At 58.8% G+C, this 16,209-nt stretch carries 17 protein-coding genes and 1 tRNA gene; 13 read left to right on the forward strand and 5 right to left on the reverse strand.

Annotated elements, in window-relative coordinates; genetic code table 11:
• Positions 1-306 precede the first annotated feature (306 nt).
• From rpoE to LOY31_RS06995, 4 genes are all read left to right on the forward strand, one after another.
• Positions 307-888: an RNA polymerase sigma factor RpoE gene (rpoE, locus tag LOY31_RS06980; protein WP_003172477.1), complete on the forward strand. Its 582-nt coding sequence runs from the start codon at positions 307-309 to the stop codon at positions 886-888.
• 31 nt (positions 889-919) lie between these two features.
• A complete protein-coding gene (locus LOY31_RS06985) occupies positions 920-1,507 on the forward strand; it encodes a sigma-E factor negative regulatory protein (RefSeq protein WP_085747223.1) in 588 nt (195 codons plus the stop codon).
• 8 nt (positions 1,508-1,515) lie between these two features.
• Entirely contained in the window at positions 1,516-2,478 is a 963-nt protein-coding gene (locus LOY31_RS06990) for a MucB/RseB C-terminal domain-containing protein (protein WP_258713032.1), read from the forward strand.
• 206 nt (positions 2,479-2,684) lie between these two features.
• Positions 2,685-4,133 carry a DegQ family serine endoprotease gene (locus tag LOY31_RS06995; protein WP_007958003.1) on the forward strand — a complete coding sequence of 483 codons (1,449 nt, stop codon included), beginning with the start codon at positions 2,685-2,687 and terminating at the stop codon, positions 4,131-4,133.
• A 78-nt stretch (positions 4,134-4,211) separates the two neighbouring features.
• Here LOY31_RS06995 and LOY31_RS07000 read toward each other — a convergent pair whose 3' ends face one another.
• The gene (locus LOY31_RS07000) at positions 4,212-5,645 is read right to left on the reverse strand and encodes a M48 family metalloprotease (RefSeq protein WP_007958006.1); all 1,434 of its coding nucleotides are present in this window, start codon (positions 5,643-5,645) and stop codon (positions 4,212-4,214) included.
• Positions 5,646-5,742: 97 nt separating this feature from the next.
• On the opposite strand from LOY31_RS07000, the gene LOY31_RS07005 reads away from it, so the two are divergent.
• Together LOY31_RS07005 and LOY31_RS07010 are read left to right on the forward strand one after the other, a co-directional pair.
• Complete coding sequence (locus LOY31_RS07005; RefSeq protein ID WP_007958011.1) at positions 5,743-5,982, forward strand: sulfurtransferase TusA family protein; 240 nt, start codon at positions 5,743-5,745, stop codon at positions 5,980-5,982.
• A 32-nt stretch (positions 5,983-6,014) separates the two neighbouring features.
• The gene (locus LOY31_RS07010) at positions 6,015-7,085 is read left to right on the forward strand and encodes an AI-2E family transporter (protein ID WP_258713033.1); all 1,071 of its coding nucleotides are present in this window, start codon (positions 6,015-6,017) and stop codon (positions 7,083-7,085) included.
• Between the two features lie 123 nt (positions 7,086-7,208).
• Here the strand turns inward: LOY31_RS07010 and LOY31_RS07015 are convergent, their stop codons facing one another.
• Entirely contained in the window at positions 7,209-7,682 is a 474-nt protein-coding gene (locus LOY31_RS07015; protein WP_258713034.1) for a peroxiredoxin, read from the reverse strand.
• A 10-nt stretch (positions 7,683-7,692) separates the two neighbouring features.
• A complete protein-coding gene (locus LOY31_RS07020) occupies positions 7,693-8,253 on the reverse strand; it encodes a glycine cleavage system protein R (RefSeq protein WP_007958014.1) in 561 nt (186 codons plus the stop codon).
• 313 nt (positions 8,254-8,566) lie between these two features.
• Between LOY31_RS07020 and dapA the strand changes: the two genes are divergently transcribed.
• The 7 genes from dapA (at position 8,567) to LOY31_RS07055 (ending at position 13,610) form a co-directional block, all read left to right on the forward strand.
• The gene (dapA, locus tag LOY31_RS07025; RefSeq protein ID WP_007958015.1) at positions 8,567-9,445 is read left to right on the forward strand and encodes a 4-hydroxy-tetrahydrodipicolinate synthase; all 879 of its coding nucleotides are present in this window, start codon (positions 8,567-8,569) and stop codon (positions 9,443-9,445) included.
• Positions 9,446-9,462: 17 nt separating this feature from the next.
• A complete protein-coding gene (bamC, locus tag LOY31_RS07030; protein WP_258713035.1) occupies positions 9,463-10,578 on the forward strand; it encodes an outer membrane protein assembly factor BamC in 1,116 nt (371 codons plus the stop codon).
• Positions 10,579-10,582: 4 nt separating this feature from the next.
• A complete protein-coding gene (locus tag LOY31_RS07035; protein WP_258713036.1) occupies positions 10,583-11,341 on the forward strand; it encodes an MBL fold metallo-hydrolase in 759 nt (252 codons plus the stop codon).
• A gap of 28 nt (positions 11,342-11,369) precedes the next feature.
• Entirely contained in the window at positions 11,370-12,083 is a 714-nt protein-coding gene (gene purC, locus LOY31_RS07040; protein WP_007958019.1) for a phosphoribosylaminoimidazolesuccinocarboxamide synthase, read from the forward strand.
• 83 nt (positions 12,084-12,166) lie between these two features.
• Positions 12,167-12,256: transfer RNA gene (locus LOY31_RS07045), tRNA-Ser, on the forward strand.
• 149 nt (positions 12,257-12,405) lie between these two features.
• Positions 12,406-13,014, forward strand: coding sequence for a hypothetical protein (locus LOY31_RS07050; protein WP_221535248.1), 609 nt, complete (start codon positions 12,406-12,408; stop codon positions 13,012-13,014).
• Positions 13,015-13,034: 20 nt separating this feature from the next.
• On the forward strand, positions 13,035-13,610 hold the full coding sequence (locus LOY31_RS07055) for a hypothetical protein (protein ID WP_221535247.1): 576 nt from the start codon (positions 13,035-13,037) through the stop codon (positions 13,608-13,610).
• Positions 13,611-13,704: 94 nt separating this feature from the next.
• Here LOY31_RS07055 and LOY31_RS07060 read toward each other — a convergent pair whose 3' ends face one another.
• On the reverse strand, positions 13,705-14,601 hold the full coding sequence (locus tag LOY31_RS07060; protein WP_221535246.1) for a DUF2950 domain-containing protein: 897 nt from the start codon (positions 14,599-14,601) through the stop codon (positions 13,705-13,707).
• The gene (locus LOY31_RS07065) at positions 14,598-15,998 is read right to left on the reverse strand and encodes a DUF3300 domain-containing protein (protein ID WP_258713037.1); all 1,401 of its coding nucleotides are present in this window, start codon (positions 15,996-15,998) and stop codon (positions 14,598-14,600) included. The genes LOY31_RS07060 and LOY31_RS07065 overlap by 4 nt, the downstream gene beginning before the upstream one ends.
• Between the last annotated feature and the right edge of the window lie 211 nt (positions 15,999-16,209).

Below are 16,209 nucleotides of genomic sequence, written 5' to 3' on the forward strand. Positions count from 1 at the left end.
CGGCGCGGCACGTCTATAAATATTTGGAACTTTTGCCAGAGGCCCAAGATCAATAGACAGTTGCCCGAAACAAGGGACAGTGTCGGCTTCAATGCGGAACCTGCGGTTGGGTTCTTGCCGGCGAGCCGATGACAAGATTATTCGCGCAGCCGGTTCATCCCGCGCTGCGTTTTTCGTGCGTGCCAAATCAGAGCCCGCAGGAAACTTGCTTGGAGGGGGAGAACTTTTGCGAAAAGCCCGAGTCTATGTTTGCAAGTCCGGTCGTTTGGTCATGCAAGCCTCCTCCGAGTTTATCGAGGAGTGTTCATGCTAACCCAGGAAGAGGATCAGCAGCTGGTCGAACGCGTTCAGCGTGGCGACAAGCGAGCTTTCGATCTGCTGGTGCTGAAGTATCAGCACAAAATTCTCGGGTTGATCGTGCGTTTTGTGCACGACACCCATGAAGCCCAGGACGTCGCACAAGAAGCCTTTATCAAGGCGTATCGAGCGCTTGGAAATTTCCGCGGCGACAGTGCGTTTTATACGTGGCTGTACCGCATCGCCATTAACACGGCGAAGAACTATCTGGTTTCACGCGGCCGTCGGCCGCCGGATAGCGATGTAAGTTCCGAGGATGCAGAGTTCTATGACGGCGATCACGGCCTGAAAGATCTCGAGTCACCTGAACGTGCATTGCTGCGGGATGAGATCGAAGGCACCGTCCATCGAACCATTCAGCAACTGCCAGAGGATTTGCGCACGGCGTTAACTTTGCGCGAATTCGATGGTCTGAGTTACGAGGACATCGCGAGCGTCATGCAATGTCCGGTTGGTACCGTGCGCTCCCGGATTTTCCGCGCCCGGGAGGCCATCGATAAAGCCCTGCAGCCGTTGTTGCAGGAAAACTAAAGACAGCGGCGACAGCCAAGAGAGGAACGCCATGAGTCGTGAAGCCCTGCAGGAATCGCTGTCCGCAGTGATGGATAACGAAGCGGACGAACTGGAATTGCGTCGAGTGCTCAATGCACTGGACGACGTTGAAACCCGTGAAACCTGGGCTCGTTACCAGATCGCTCGGGCAGCCATGCACAAGGATCTGTTGCTTCCACGTCTGGATCTCGCTGCGGCGGTTTCAGCTGCGCTGGAAGACGAAGCGACCCCTGCCAAAGTGACACGCGGCCCATGGCGCAGCCTCGGTCGTCTGGCTGTAGCCGCTTCGGTGACCGTTGCTGTACTGGCAGGTGTTCGTCTGTACAACCAGGACGAAATCGCCGGCGTCGAACTCGCTCAGCAATCCAATCAGCCAGTGCTGGCTACCCCTCAGGTCAAAGGCCCGGCGGTATTGGCAGGCTATAATGAGAGTTCGGAAGCTACTGGCCCAATGGCCAATGGCGTACTGCAAGGTCAGCCAGGCTGGCACGATCAGCGTCTGCCAGGTTACCTGCGTCAACATGCTCAACAGGCTGCCTTGAAAGGCACCGAGAGCGCGCTGCCATATGCACGTGCAGCAAGCCTGGAAAACCGTTAAGGGGGATCATGCGCGCCATACCTCTACTTTCGCTTCTGCTCAGCGGCTGGTTCATTGTCCCAGCCCACGCCGACGAGGCTCAGGACTGGTTGACCCGCCTGGGCCAGGCCGAGCAGCAGCAAAGCTTTCACGGCACATTCGTTTACGAGCGTAACGGTAGCTTTTCTACCCACAGCATCTGGCATCGCGTCCAGAATGGCCAGGTCCGAGAGCGTTTGCTTCAGCTCGACGGTTCGGCTCAGGAAGTCGTGCGCATTGATGGACATACTCAATGCGTCAGCGGCACCCTGATTGCGGGTCTGGGGGATTCTCCCAATTCCGCCGCTCGCCCTCTCGATCCCCAAAAGCTGAAGAACTGGTATGAGCTTGCCGTCATTGGCAAGTCGCGCGTGGCCGGGCGTGAAGCGGTGATCGTATCGCTGACGCCGCGTGATCAGCACCGCTACGGTTTCGAACTGCATCTGGACAAGGAAACGGGCCTGCCGCTCAAGTCGCTGCTGCTGAACGACAAGGGGCAGTTGCTTGAGAGATTCCAGTTCACGCGGCTGGATACCTCTGAAGTTCCATCCGATAAAGACCTGCAAGCCAACTCCGATTGCAAGACAGTCACCCTCGACAGCGACAAGGCGTCTGCGGTCAAGACCGCACAGGTCTGGCGTTCCGACTGGCTGCCTCCTGGCTTCGAGCTCACCAGCAGCTCCTCGCACAAGGATCCGGAAACCAAGACCCAGGTCAACAGCCTGATGTATGGCGATGGTCTTGCCCGTTTCTCTGTCTTCCTGGAACCGCTGAACGGCGCAACCGTCACCGATACCCGGACTCAACTGGGCCCGACCGTTGCCGTATCCCGCCGTCTGACAACGCCTCAAGGCGAAATGATGGTGACGGTGGTTGGCGAGATTCCAATCGGGACCGCCGAACGGATTGCCCTGTCGATGCGCAATGATGGCGCTGCAACCAGCAAGCAGTGAGCTGATTCCAGCTATCTCCACTTCGTCGTCGAGACGTGAAATGTTTGCTGAGCATTTTCATTTGCAAAACACCCGAAAATTTTTTATAGGTCAGAGCCTCTCGGCTCTGGCCTTGTTTGTTGTTCCCGGAACAAAAATGCCGGCCTGTGGTTTCCGGTGTTCCTTGCTCCATATCGCTTAACCCTGCTCGTCGTAACGGGAGCTGTATGTCGATACCAAGCTTGAAGTCTTATCTCTCCATTTTCGCCACTGTGCTGGTGCTCGGTCAGGCTGTCCCTGCAGTCCAGGCGGCTGATGCAGCCAGTCCGGCCAACTTGCCGGATTTCACCCAGTTGGTCGAACAGGCCTCGCCTGCGGTGGTGAACATCAGTACCACGCAAAAGCTGCCGGATCGCAAAGTGAACCAGCAGATGCCTGACCTGGAAGGCTTGCCGCCGATGTTGCGCGAGTTCTTCGAACGCGGCATGCCGCCGCAACAGCGTTCTCCGCGTGGTGATCGCCAGCGTGAAGCGCAGTCGTTGGGTTCGGGCTTCATCATTTCGCCGGATGGCTACATCCTGACCAACAACCACGTGATCGCCGATGCCGATGAAATTCTCGTTCGTCTGGCTGATCGCAGTGAAATGAAAGCCAAGCTGATTGGCACCGACCCACGCTCCGACGTGGCGCTGCTGAAAATCGAAGGCAAGGATCTGCCAGTGCTGAAGCTCGGCAAATCCCAAGACCTGAAAGCCGGTCAGTGGGTCGTCGCAATCGGTTCGCCATTCGGCTTTGACCACACCGTGACCCAAGGCATCGTCAGTGCCGTCGGCCGCAGCCTGCCGAACGAAAACTACGTTCCATTCATCCAGACCGACGTGCCGATCAACCCGGGTAACTCCGGTGGCCCGCTGTTCAACCTGAACGGTGAAGTGGTCGGGATCAACTCGCAGATCTACACCCGTTCCGGTGGCTTCATGGGTGTGTCGTTCGCCATTCCGATCGACGTGGCGATGGACGTTTCCAACCAGCTGAAAAGCGGCGGTAAAGTCAGCCGTGGCTGGTTGGGCGTCGTCATCCAGGAAGTGAACAAGGATCTGGCCGAGTCGTTTGGTCTGGACAAACCGGCCGGTGCGCTGGTTGCGCAGATTCAGGATGACGGCCCGGCTGCCAAGGGCGGCCTGCAAGTGGGTGACGTGATCCTGAGCATGAACGGTCAACCGATCGTCATGTCCGCTGACCTGCCACATCTGGTGGGTGCTTTGAAGGCTGGCGCCAAAGCCAATCTCGAAGTGATTCGCGACGGCAAGCGCAAGAATGTCGAGCTGACTGTCGGTGCCATTCCGGACGAAGACAAGGAACTGGATGCCCTGCCGAAATCCGGTGCCGAGACCAACAGCAATCGTCTGGGTGTTTCGGTTGCCGAGCTGAGCGCCGAGCAGAAGAAAACCTACGACCTGAAGGGCGGTGTGGTGATCAAGGAAGTGCAGGACGGTCCTGCGGCCCTGATCGGTCTGCAACCGGGCGACATCATCACCCACCTGAACAACCAGGCCATTGGTTCTTCCAAGGAGTTTGCCGAGATCGCCAAGGCGCTGCCGAAGAACCGTTCGGTGTCGATGCGCGTTCTGCGTCAGGGCCGTGCCAGCTTCATCACCTTCAAACTGGCTGAATGATCCAGTTGTCTAAGAAGTAAAAAGAAACCGCCTCGAAAGAGGCGGTTTTTTTGTGTCCGGAATTTGTCTCGGCGCGGGCTAACCCATCATGTCCTTGACCATGCGCTCTTGCTCCATCAGCTCGCGTTGGCGAGCGTCGATACGAGAGGATAACGGGAAGTTGCTGCCAGCCTTGCGTTTGGCGAAGTCCAGTTGCTGGATCGCCTGGCGGTAATCGCCGACCAGCGCGAAATATTCGGCACGGGCTTGATGCAGGCCGATGATGTTGCCGGACAGTCCGCGAGTTTCTGCGACCTGATACCACACGTCCGGATCGTCCGGACGCGATTTCAACAAGCCTTCCAGCGCCTTCTCTGCATCGGCGGTGCGGTTCTGTTTCAGCAACAGATCGACGCGCACCTGATTCAGCGGGTAATTGCCAGGGTACTGACTGAGCATCCGGTCAACCCGGGACTGGGCATCGGCCAGCTTATTGTTGGTGATGTCCAGATCGACCTGCGCCAGGTTGTAAATGATCTCGTTCGGCGATTTGGCCAGCAGTTGCGTGAGATTCTCCCGTGCTTCATTCAACTGACCGCCCTTGATCTGAGCGATCGCCAGACCGTAACGGGCCACGTCGTTTTTCGGGTTCTCATCCAGTTGCGCGCGGAAACGCTTGGCGCCAAGGCCCGGCGTTTCTTCATAGGTCAACTGCACCCGCGCGCGGATCAGTTGATAGCGCTTGCTGTCTTCAATGCCACCGGGTTTAGCCTGTTCAGCGCGGTTACGGGTGTCGGCGATACGCGATTCGGTGACCGGGTGAGTCAGCAGGAATTCCGGCGGCTTGGCGTCGAAACGATACTGGCGCATCAAACGCTCGAACATGGTCGGCATCGAGCGCGGATCGTAGCCTGCCTTCTCCAGGTTGAGGATGCCGATGCGATCGGCCTCCTGCTCGTTCTGACGCGAGAAGCGCCGTTGCTCCTGGATGGCCGCCGCTTGGGTGCCGGCAATCGCCGCGATGCCAGCGTCGCCCGCGCCGGCAGCGGCGATCACGATGCCGGCCAGCAGCGCCGCCATCATCGGCACCTGCATCCGCTGCGAGGCCTCGACGCCACGGGCGAAGTGGCGTTGGGACAAGTGAGCCAGTTCGTGAGCCAGTACCGAGGCATATTCGCCCTCGGTCTGCGCATTGAGGAACAAGCCGCCGTTGACCCCGACAATCCCGCCCGGTGCCGCGAAGGCGTTGAGTTGCGGGCTGTTGATCAGGATGAATTCAAGACGTCGGTCATTGACCTGGCTGGTTTCCACCAGCTTGTAGACGCTGGACTCGACGTAATCCTTGAGCTGTGGATCGTTGAGCTGCGAAACCTGGCTGCGCAGCAATGCCAGCCAGGCGCGACCCAATTGATATTCCTGTTGTGGCGAGACGATGGCAGAGCTGGCGTCACCGAGTGACGGCAGGTCGTCGGCGAAGCCCGGTGAGGCGAGCAGGCAAGCGAGCGTCAGCAGGGTAGGGCGCAGAAATGTCATGCACAAAGCCTTAGTCGACAAAGACCTTACTGTAGCCGGACACCGGGCCTGCGACCAGATATTCTAGGCAGCCTGACCACCTGATCCGGAGTGACGCATGACCGACGCTGTAGCCCACGACTGTGAACTGGACGCCAGTGGCCTGAATTGTCCGTTGCCGTTGCTCAAGGCCAAAATGGAGCTGAACAAGCTGCCCAGTGGCGCGGTACTCAAGGTGATTGCCACGGATGCCGGCTCGCAACGCGACTTTCGCACCTTTGCCAAATTGGCCGGTCATACGCTGCTGCGTGAAGAAGACGAGGCGGGTGTCTACCGTTACTGGCTGAAAAAAGCCTGAAACCGACCGCGTAAATGACCTAAGGAAAATTGATGTTCAAAGTGTTGCGCGACTGGATTCAGCGCTACTTCTCCGATGAGGAAGCGGTGGTGCTGGCGGTTTTGCTGTTTCTCGCCTTCACCGCGGTGCTGACGCTGGGTGGAATGCTCGCGCCGGTGTTGGCCGGGATGGTGCTGGCGTACCTGATGCAGGGGCTGGTGGTCACGCTCGAACGCTTGCGCGTGCCTGGTGGGGCGGCGGTCGGTCTGGTGTTTGCGGTGTTCATGGGCGTGCTGATGGTGTTCATCGTCGTGGTGCTGCCTTTGCTCTGGCATCAGTTGATCACCCTGTTCAACGAATTGCCGGGGATGCTCGCCAAGTGGCAATCGCTGCTGTTGTTGCTGCCCGAGCGCTATCCGCACCTGGTCTCCGACGAGCAGGTGCTGCAAGCGATCGAAGCAGCGCGGGGCGAGATCGGCAAGTTCGGCCAGTGGGCGCTGACGTTCTCGTTGTCGAGCCTGCCGCTGCTGGTGAACATCATGATCTACCTGGTGCTGGTGCCGATCCTGGTGTTCTTCTTCCTCAAGGATCGGGCAATGATCGGCGAGTGGGTGCGCGGCTATTTGCCGCGTGAGCGGGCGCTGATCACCCGGGTCGCCGAAGAAATGAACCGGCAGATCGCCAACTACATTCGCGGCAAGGTCATCGAGATCGTGATCTGTGGTGGCGTGACTTACATCGCATTCGTCGCGCTGGGACTGAACTACGCGGCGCTGCTGGCCCTGTTGGTCGGCGTGTCGGTGGTGGTGCCGTATGTCGGAGCGGTGGTGGTGACCGTGCCGGTATTGCTGATTGCGCTGTTCCAGTGGGGCTGGAGCGATCAGTTCATCTATCTGATGGCGGTCTACGGAATCATTCAGACTTTGGACGGCAACGTGCTGGTGCCGTTGCTGTTTTCCGAAGCGGTCAATCTGCACCCGGTGGCAATCATCTGCGCGGTGCTGCTGTTCGGCGGGTTGTGGGGATTCTGGGGAGTGTTCTTCGCGATTCCGCTGGCGACGCTGTTCAAGGCTGTGCTCGATGCGTGGCCACGCAAGGAGCCGGTGGTGGCGCCGCTGCTCTAGAAACCGGATTATTTGTTGGCTCTTATGGCCCCTTCGCGAGCAAGCCCGCTCCCACATTAGACCTCGGTCAACTGTGGGAGCGGGCTTGCTCGCGAAGGCGTCAGTGAGATCGACGCAGAAATATCAGGCCTTGTTCAGCGCCTGAGCCGCAACCAACACGGCATCGACATGTCCTGGCACTTTCACACCGCGCCATTCCTGACGCAGTACGCCGTTCTTGTCGATCAGGAACGTGCTGCGATCAACGCCCAGGTATTCCTTGCCGTAGAGCTTCTTCAGCTTGATCACGTCGAACAGCTGGCAGACGGCTTCGTCCTTGTCGCTGATCAGCTCGAACGGAAACTCCTGCTTGCACTTGAAGTTCTCGTGGGACTTCAGGCTGTCGCGAGAGATGCCGAAGATTTCCGTGTTGGCAGCCTTGAATGCCGCGTATTGATCGCGAAAGCCCTGGCCTTCGGTCGTGCAGCCCGGGGTGCTGTCCTTCGGATAGAAGTAGATCACCACTTGCCTGCCCTTGAGGGCCGACAGGCTGACAGTCTGCCCGCTGGTGGCAGGCGCTTCGAAATCCGTAACCGGTTGGTCGATGACAACGGCCATGAAAGCTTCCTTACATTGGGTTCTGTGGGCGCCAGGGTTCGATCAGTGCATCCAGGTTCATGGCGTCGGCGAAATCCAGGAACTGGTCGCGCAGCCAGCTGATCTGGGTGCCGGCGGGCAGGGTCACGGTGAACGTGGCGTTGAGCATGGTGCCGCCGGTCTGCGGTGCCTGATACGTATCGCACGTCAGGTTTTCCAGCTCGACATTGTGATCCATGAAGAACTGGCATAGCTCGTTGATGATGTCCGGGCGGTACGCCGAAGACACGTAAGCCACGTACGGCAGGGCTTGCGGACGGTTTTCCAGGGCGGCGCTGCGCACCACGTTGACGGTGAACGCATGACGCTTGGCCAGCACCGGCAGGCTGCCTTCAAGGCGAGCCAGGGCGTCCCAGCTGCCGGAGACTTCGAGCACCAGCGCGCTGCACTCGCCGTGGCGGGTCAGGCGCGAGGTGACGACCGCACAGCGGTTTTCATGGCTGGCGCGGCACAGGACGTTGGTCAGCTCCATGGGATTGGCGCCGAGGGCACTGATGACAAGGAATTGTTCGCGAACTGTGGGGGTGGACATGCAGCATTCCTAAAGCGATGAGCGGTCGGTAGGGAGAGGGCGTTGATTGCCGGGGCAATGACTGTCCGGAAGGCCCGATTCGTGTGGCGCTACGGCTCCATGAACAAGGAAGCGTACGGCAACGACACTGGAACGGGGCCCGGGAGGCCGAAACGGGAGACTGGAACCCGGCGTACAAGCTGATCAGTACCGATCAAAGTCTGAAGGGTAGCGAAAAGCGGCGCCAAGGGGAATGGCGGCACAGTACTTCGCTTGTGCAAGCATCTTGGCGCCAGTACCATTACCGCTCTCTTTTTCCGGCAGGAGCGGTTTCATGATTGCGGGCAGTATGGTGGCACTGGTCACACCCATGGATGCACAAGGGCGTCTTGACTGGGACAGCCTCAGCAAACTCGTGGACTTCCATCTCAAGAACGGCACCCATGCCATTGTCGCGGTCGGCACCACCGGCGAGTCGGCAACCCTTGATGTAGAAGAACACATCGCCGTCATCAAAGCCGTGGTCAAACAGGTTGCCGGTCGCATTCCGGTGATCGCCGGTACCGGCGCCAACTCGACCCGCGAAGCTGTCGAGCTGACCCGCAATGCCAAAGAAGCCGGCGCCGATGCCTGCCTGCTGGTAGTCCCTTACTACAACAAGCCGACCCAGGAAGGCCTGTACCAGCACTTCAAGCACATCGCCGAAGCGGTCGACATCCCACAGATTCTCTATAACGTTCCTGGCCGCACTTCCTGCGACATGCAGGCCGAGACCGTGATCCGCCTGTCCACCGTGCCGAACATCATCGGCATCAAGGAAGCGACCGGCGACCTGAAGCGCGCCAAGGCGATCATCGACGGCGTGAGCAAGGACTTCATCGTGCTGTCCGGCGATGATCCGACCGCAGTCGAGCTGATCCTGCTGGGCGGCAAGGGCAACATCTCTGTTACCGCCAACGTCGCGCCACGCGAAATGGCCGACCTGTGCGAGGCTGCGCTCAAGGGCGACGCCGAGACCGCACGGGCCATCAACGAAAAACTGATGCCGCTGCACAAGGACCTGTTCATCGAAGCCAACCCGATTCCGGTGAAGTGGGCTTTGGTCGAAATGGGCCTGATGCACCAAGGCATCCGCCTGCCGCTGACCTGGCTGAGCGCTCCTTGTCATGAAACGCTGCGCTCGGCCCTGCGCCAGTGCAACGTCCTGGTTTAATTGAGGAAGTACAACGCATGAAGCGAATGGCCGGACTTTCCGCACTTGCCTTGATTATCTCCAGCACCAGTGGCTGCGGATGGATCTGGGGCCCGGAAGGTTATTTCCGTGACCGTGGTAGCGATTACCTGGAAGCGCAACAGACTGCACCGATGCAACTGCCACCGGACGTCAGCACCTCCAAGCGCCTGGATCCGCTGCTGCCGATCCCGCGCAACGTGGCCGACGACACCGCCAAGGGTGAATACATCGTTCCGCGTCCTCAACCGCTGTCGACCGTTGCCGACGCCAGCGACTACTCGCTGCAGAAGAGCGGTGATTCGCGTTGGGTCATGGCCCAGCACCCACCGGCCGAAGTCTGGCCAGTGGCGGTGCAGTACTTCCAAGACAACGGTTTCCGTCTGGATGAACAGCGCCCGCAAACCGGCGAATTCACCACCACCTGGCAGCATTCCGACGAACTGTCCGCCGCCATGGCCAAGCGCCTGAGCGCCGCCGGCGTCAGCACCGACAGCGAAACCCGCGTGCGGGTACGCATCGAGCCGGGCGTGCAGCGCAACACCAGTGAAGTCTACGTGGTCAGCGCCGAGCGTCCTGCCGGCAGCACCGCCGACGTGGCCTTCACCAACCGTTCGGTCAACACCGGCCTTGACGCTGCGCTGGTCGACGACATGCTCGCGAGCATGAGCCGTACCTCCGAGAAGGGTGGTTCGGTGTCGATGCTGGCTTCGCGTGATTTCGACACCCCGAGCCGTGTCAGCCTGAGCGAAGACGGCAGCGGCAACCCGGTACTGAACGTCGGTACGGACCTGGATCGTGCCTGGTCGAGCGTCGGTCGTGCGCTGGAGCAGGGCGAATGGCGCGTTGAAGACATCAACCGCAGCCTGGGTCTCTACTACATCAACTTGTCCGAAAAGGCCGAGAAGAAAGACGAGAAGCCTGGTTTCTTCAGCAGCCTGTTCGGCAGCGCGCCGACCAAGGAAGAAGTTGAAGCCCTTGCCGAGCGTTATCAGGTTCGCCTGAGCAAGGTCGGCGAGAACGTTCAGGTGACCGTCGAGAAAAACATCAACACCGTTGCGCCGGCCGATGTGGCCCGCAAAGTGTTGAGCGTGATTCAGGACAACCTGGGCTGATCCAATGCGTTTTGCCGTTCTCGGCAGCGGTAGCCAAGGGAACGGCACGCTGATCGCCAGTGCTGATACGTATGTGCTGGTGGATTGTGGTTTTTCCCTGCGGGAAACCGAAAAACGCCTGTTGCGCCTGGGTGTGAACCCGGCGCAACTGAGCGCGATACTCGTAACCCACGAACATGCCGACCACGTGCATGGCGTGGGTTTGCTGTCTCGGCGCTACAATCTGCCTGTCTACCTCAGTCGCGGCACACTGCGCGGGATGCGCAAACCGATTGAACCTGCCGGTTTCGTGACCGGTGGCGAGCAACTGCAGATCGGTGCTCTGAACATCGGGGTCATTGCCGTGGCCCATGATGCGCAGGAACCGACCCAGTACGTATTCAGTGACGGTGAGCGGCGCTTCGGCCTGCTGACTGACCTGGGCTCTTACTGCGAGCGGGTGCTGGACGGCTATCGGGACCTCGATGCGTTGATGATCGAGTCCAACCATTGTCGCGACATGCTGGCCCGTGGTCATTACCCGTACTTTCTCAAGCAGCGGGTGGGCGGCGAGCTGGGACATTTGAACAACCATCAGGCGGCATTCCTGGTGGCCGAGTTGGGCTGGCAAGGCCTGCAACACCTGGTCCTGGCCCATCTGAGCAGCAAGAACAACCTGCCGCAGCTGGCCCGGCAATGTTTTGTCGACACCCTCGGGTGCGACCCGGGCTGGCTGCAACTGGCCGATCAAGATTCAGGGCTCGACTGGCGCCACATCGCCTAGCCCATCTACTTAGCAAGCGGAGCCCATCATGGAAAAACGTGAAGAACTCTACCGCGGCAAAGCCAAATCGGTTTACAAGACCGACGACGCTGACCGCTTGATCCTGCTGTTTCGCAACGACACTTCGGCGTTCGACGGCAAGCGCATCGAGCAGCTCGACCGCAAAGGCATGGTGAACAACAAGTTCAACGCCTTCATCATGCAGAAACTCGAAGCGGCCGGCATTCCGACCCAGTTCGACAAACTGCTGGCCGACAACGAAGTGCTGGTGAAAAAACTCGACATGATCCCGGTCGAGTGCGTCGTGCGTAACTACGCCGCCGGCAGCCTGGTCAAGCGTCTGGGCGTCGAGGAGGGCATGAAGCTCAACCCGTACACCTTCGAACTGTTCCTGAAGGACGACGCCAAGGGCGACCCGTTCATCAACGAATCCCACGTCGTTGCCTTCGGTTGGGGCACCGCCGAGCAACTGGCGCGCATGAAAGAACTGTCGCTGAAGGTCAACGAAGTCCTGAGCAAACTGTTCGACGACGCCGGCCTGCTGCTGGTGGACTTCAAGCTTGAATTCGGCGTGTTCAGCGACGGCTCCATCGTCCTGGGCGACGAGTTCAGCCCGGACGGCTGCCGTCTGTGGGACAAGGACACCAAGAAGAAGATGGACAAGGACCGCTTCCGCCAGGGCCTCGGTGACGTCATCGAAGCCTACGAAGAAGTCGCCAACCGTCTGGGCGTACCGCTTTAATCGACGCAAGCATCTGATAGCACGGAGAAATTTTCGAAAGAGGGTTTGCTTTCGGTAAAAGTGTTGTTATGATGCGCGCCGTTGGAGAGATGCCAGAGTGGCCGAATGGGACGGATTCGAAATCCGTTGTACCTTCACCGGTACCTAGGGTTCGAATCCCTATCTCTCCGCCATTATTGAACAAGACGAAGCCCCTGAAATGGTTGAACATTTCAGGGGCTTTTTCGTTTCTTAGATTTGTCCTAATACAATCAGCGCTAGCGTTCAATAGATTTGCTGACGTAATACGCGATTACCTTACAATCATTCAAAGGATCTGATGATGCGGCTTACTGTATTTGCTATCGCCCCGGTGTTGATATTTTTTGCTGCTACTGTCAGTCAGGCGTCTTCACCCGGAGAGGGAAGCGCAGGTGTGATTCGCTCAGCCGAAGCCCTAACGTATAGACAGCTTCTAGCTCAAGGAGCCGAGTCGATGAGGTATCCGGAGAGCTGCTGCTCGCTCCTTTACAGTCCAGGTACTCCCAAAAGCGAATACCACTTTGAATTGAGTGCTGCGTACTTCGTTCGCGTAGAAGTTGATGCTAAGAAGTTCGCCCCCATCCTGTTTCGTATGTCCTGCCAGAATCGAGGTTTTTTCAACCCGACGACGGAGTGTTCCTCCGACGAGCTGAAAAATAAAGTCGAGGGTGCGCTCAAGGTGAATTACTCACCGTCGCTATATGGTAAGTACAGGGCGAAATGGGTGGCGAAGCAGAATGGACAGATGCTACCAGAGACTACCAAATGGATTGGTCAGGATATCTACAGCTTCAAGCGCGAGAACGGAATAGATACGATAGTGATCGGACCGATAAAAGGGCTTCCGACGTCAATCGGGCTTATGGGATTTGATGAGTTCGTTGTAACCCCGCTTGGCAGAGATCAGTAAGGTAGATAAGGATTCTGATTATGGCGACCGCGAGTCAGCAGACCCCTCCTCCAGAAGCGGTCAGAACATTTCAGATTAAAACCATCCGGCATGTCTTAGGAAAGCTTGAATGGGAGATTGAGCAGCTTCAAAATTCCCAATTCTCGCGAGATGCGAGAGCTGTCGATATCTCCAGCTACTTGGCCATCAATGCAGCAGTTACTGCTTTTCACGCGTGTGAATGGATATGGCATCTCGGCACCCAGAAGCAACGGGATACATTGATGCAAGCGGCACCAGCGACCTCAAAAGCTAAGGGAAAAGCTCGGTTTCAAGTAGGCCTGAAACAAAAGTGCCCTGAGTTTGGGGTTTGCAGGGAAATAGCAAATTCGTTCAAACACCTTACTGATGATGACTTCACTGATAAGACTGTGATGACGGATGTTCCATTGTTCGAGATGTCGATACCTGCTACGGCAGGGACGGCGAGGGCAGGCGATCCTCTTGTTCAATATGGAAAAATTTTGATGGTGCGCTGCCACGGTGTGATTACGCCCGTAGCGCATGTGCTAACTAAAGCGCATGCATTTCTTGAGGAGTTTTTAGCTAAGCCCTAAATCAACATTGCATAGTGCAAGTACAGAGAAGCCCCTGTAGCTGAGAAGCTACGGGGCTTTTTCGTTTCCAATCCGGCGGATTTCGATCCCCCAACTACTTCTGCCCCAAATCCACCACTTCCCAACTATCATCCGGATCAAACCGCTTCATCGCCTTCGCCACTTTCTCCCCATCCGGCCCGAGATCCTTCTGAAACACCTGGCCCTCATGGCTGATCATGAAGCTCATCACCCCGGTGTCGTCATATTTTGCTGGCCACGCGATCAAGGCGAACCCGCGACTCATTTTGTCTCCAATCAGATAGCTGTAAGCGCCGCCCGGTGCTGACGGGCCTTGGGCGTCGAGGATGCGGAAGTGGTAGCCGTGCCAGTCTTCGTCGTTGATGGCCTGGCCGAAGGCGGGGCCGAGGGGGCTGATCTGGTTGGTGTCGTCTTCTGGCCAATAGAGCCCGTCGTGTTTCCCGGGGGAGCTGAAGATTTTCTGTGCGTATTCGAGGGCGCCGTCGCCGTCGCGGTCTTCCGAGGCGTAGTCCATTTGGGCGTCGTGGTAGGCCAGCGCCGATTGCACTGCCGCCAGTTCGTTGCGACCGATGCGGCGGGCGCGAATTTCGACCTGGGCGGCTTTCATGTCGAAGCGCCAACCGGTTTTGTCTTTGATGAGCGGGATGGGCAGCGTCCAATGATCGGGTCCTACGGAGAGCACGGCCTTGCTGTCGCCGGTCTTTTCCAGGGTGTGCTGTTCGCGGTATTGCTGCAGGAAGGCATCGACATCGCTGCGTTGCACGCCTTCACGGGGAATGAAGCTGTGCCATTCCTCGCCCAGCAGTTCGGTCAGGCGTTTTTGGTCGGCGTGTTGCGTACCGAGGGCTTCGACGAAGGCATCAGCGGCTTTTTCCGGGGTTGGAAATACTTGCTGGGCCGAGGCGAAGCTCGACAATGCGAGGCCGGCCGTGAGGGCTAGACAGCCTTTGACAAGAGAATGAATGTTCATCGACGGCCACCTCCTCTCTGACGCATGCCCCCGCCGGATGGCCGGCTGATCTGATGTCCGGCGGCGCGTGAGGTGTTGGGACGTTGCGCGGAAATCTGGCTGGCCCGGCCGCGATCAGCCTGGACGCGGGTCTGTGACGGAGAGCGCGCGCCGGCGAAGGCGTTGTTGCGCGCGCTGCCCGCTGCGGGTCGGGCTTGGGACGCACGGTTGTCACGTTGATTGGCGCCCGGCTGGCGCGCCTCCCGCGTGTTGGCTTGAGCGCGGTCGGCGGCTCTGGGTCTGTCCGCGCCGCCTTGCATGCGATTGCCGACATTGGCGGATTGCGCTTCGCGGACTTGATTGCGAGCTTCCCGATTGCTGGTGGCGGGGCGTTCGAAACCGGCCCTGTCCATCGAACTGCGCGCCCGCTCCCGGGCCTGCGCCCGCTGCGCGTTGTCTCCGCGATAGGCGTCACGCTGAGCCGCACCGTCCAGCTGCCGGCCATACTGCGCGCGGCTGCGGTTGTCACGATAGGGCACGCCATCGCGATGCACGGTGTTGTGCTGCCACTTGTTCTGGTTGTTGGTGATGCGGTTATTGCCGTTGATATTGTTGTAACGGTTCACATCGATGTCGATGTCGTTATTGCCCCAGTCGCAGTCGCCCCACAACGACGCAACGACCGCCACGCCCGTACCGAAAGCCAATCCTGCCACCAGTGCCTGACCCGGGTAGTAAGCGGGTGGCGGCGGGTAATACACCGGCGGCGAGGCCGGATAAGGCCAGGTGCCGTAGGTGGTCGTCGGGTTATAGGTCGGGACGTAGACCACCTGCGGATCGGCGGGCTGAATGATGATGGTCGTGTTGTCGGCCGCCTTGGTTGTCCCGGCAGAGATGGGCGGCGTTACGTTCTGCACTGTCACATTCTGATATTGATTGCTCTGCAGATTGCCCGCCGCCTGGGCCTGACGCCGCAAGCGCTGAACGCCCGCCATGAGTTCGTCAGGCTGGGCCAGAAAGGCATCCCCCAGACGTTGCATCCAGACCGGGTCCTGCCCCAGAGTCGCCAAGACCTGCGGAAACGCCACCAACGCCTGCACGCTCGGATCCCACGTCTGGCTGGCTACCTGCTTGACCGCGTCATCGCCCTTGGCGTCCGGATGAGCCTTGGACCAGGTCACGGCTTCGGCGACTTCTCCCGGATAGGTGGTGGCCATCAGTACTTGAGCAAGCAGTGGGTCGGGATACAGGGCAATCGACGCGAGCATCTGATCGAGCTGTTCCGTGGTAAACACGGCATCTTTGGTCGCAGCGCTGGCAGCTGCCGGGGCCGCAGGCGCATCGGCGGCCTGCAACAAGAGCGGTGCAGCGCTCAAGGCGAGCAGGAGCGACGCGGCACGCAAGAGCGAACTGTGCATGACCTTTTCCCCACATCCAAATGGCAGGTTTGCAACACGCGAGGCATCCACGGCCAACATCGGACGCTGCGCCGTGAAGGAGGATGGTTGGCGATTGGCGTTCCGTCAAAAACTGCACAGGCTTTTTCGAAATAAGCACGTTGTCTGTGACTTACTGCACGTTTCCTTGCGTTTTGCGATAAATGACTAAACTTTCCGGTTCCAGGTCATG

The organism is Pseudomonas sp. B21-021 (assembly GCF_024749205.1).
Lineage (GTDB): Bacteria > Pseudomonadota > Gammaproteobacteria > Pseudomonadales > Pseudomonadaceae > Aquipseudomonas > Aquipseudomonas paraglycinae.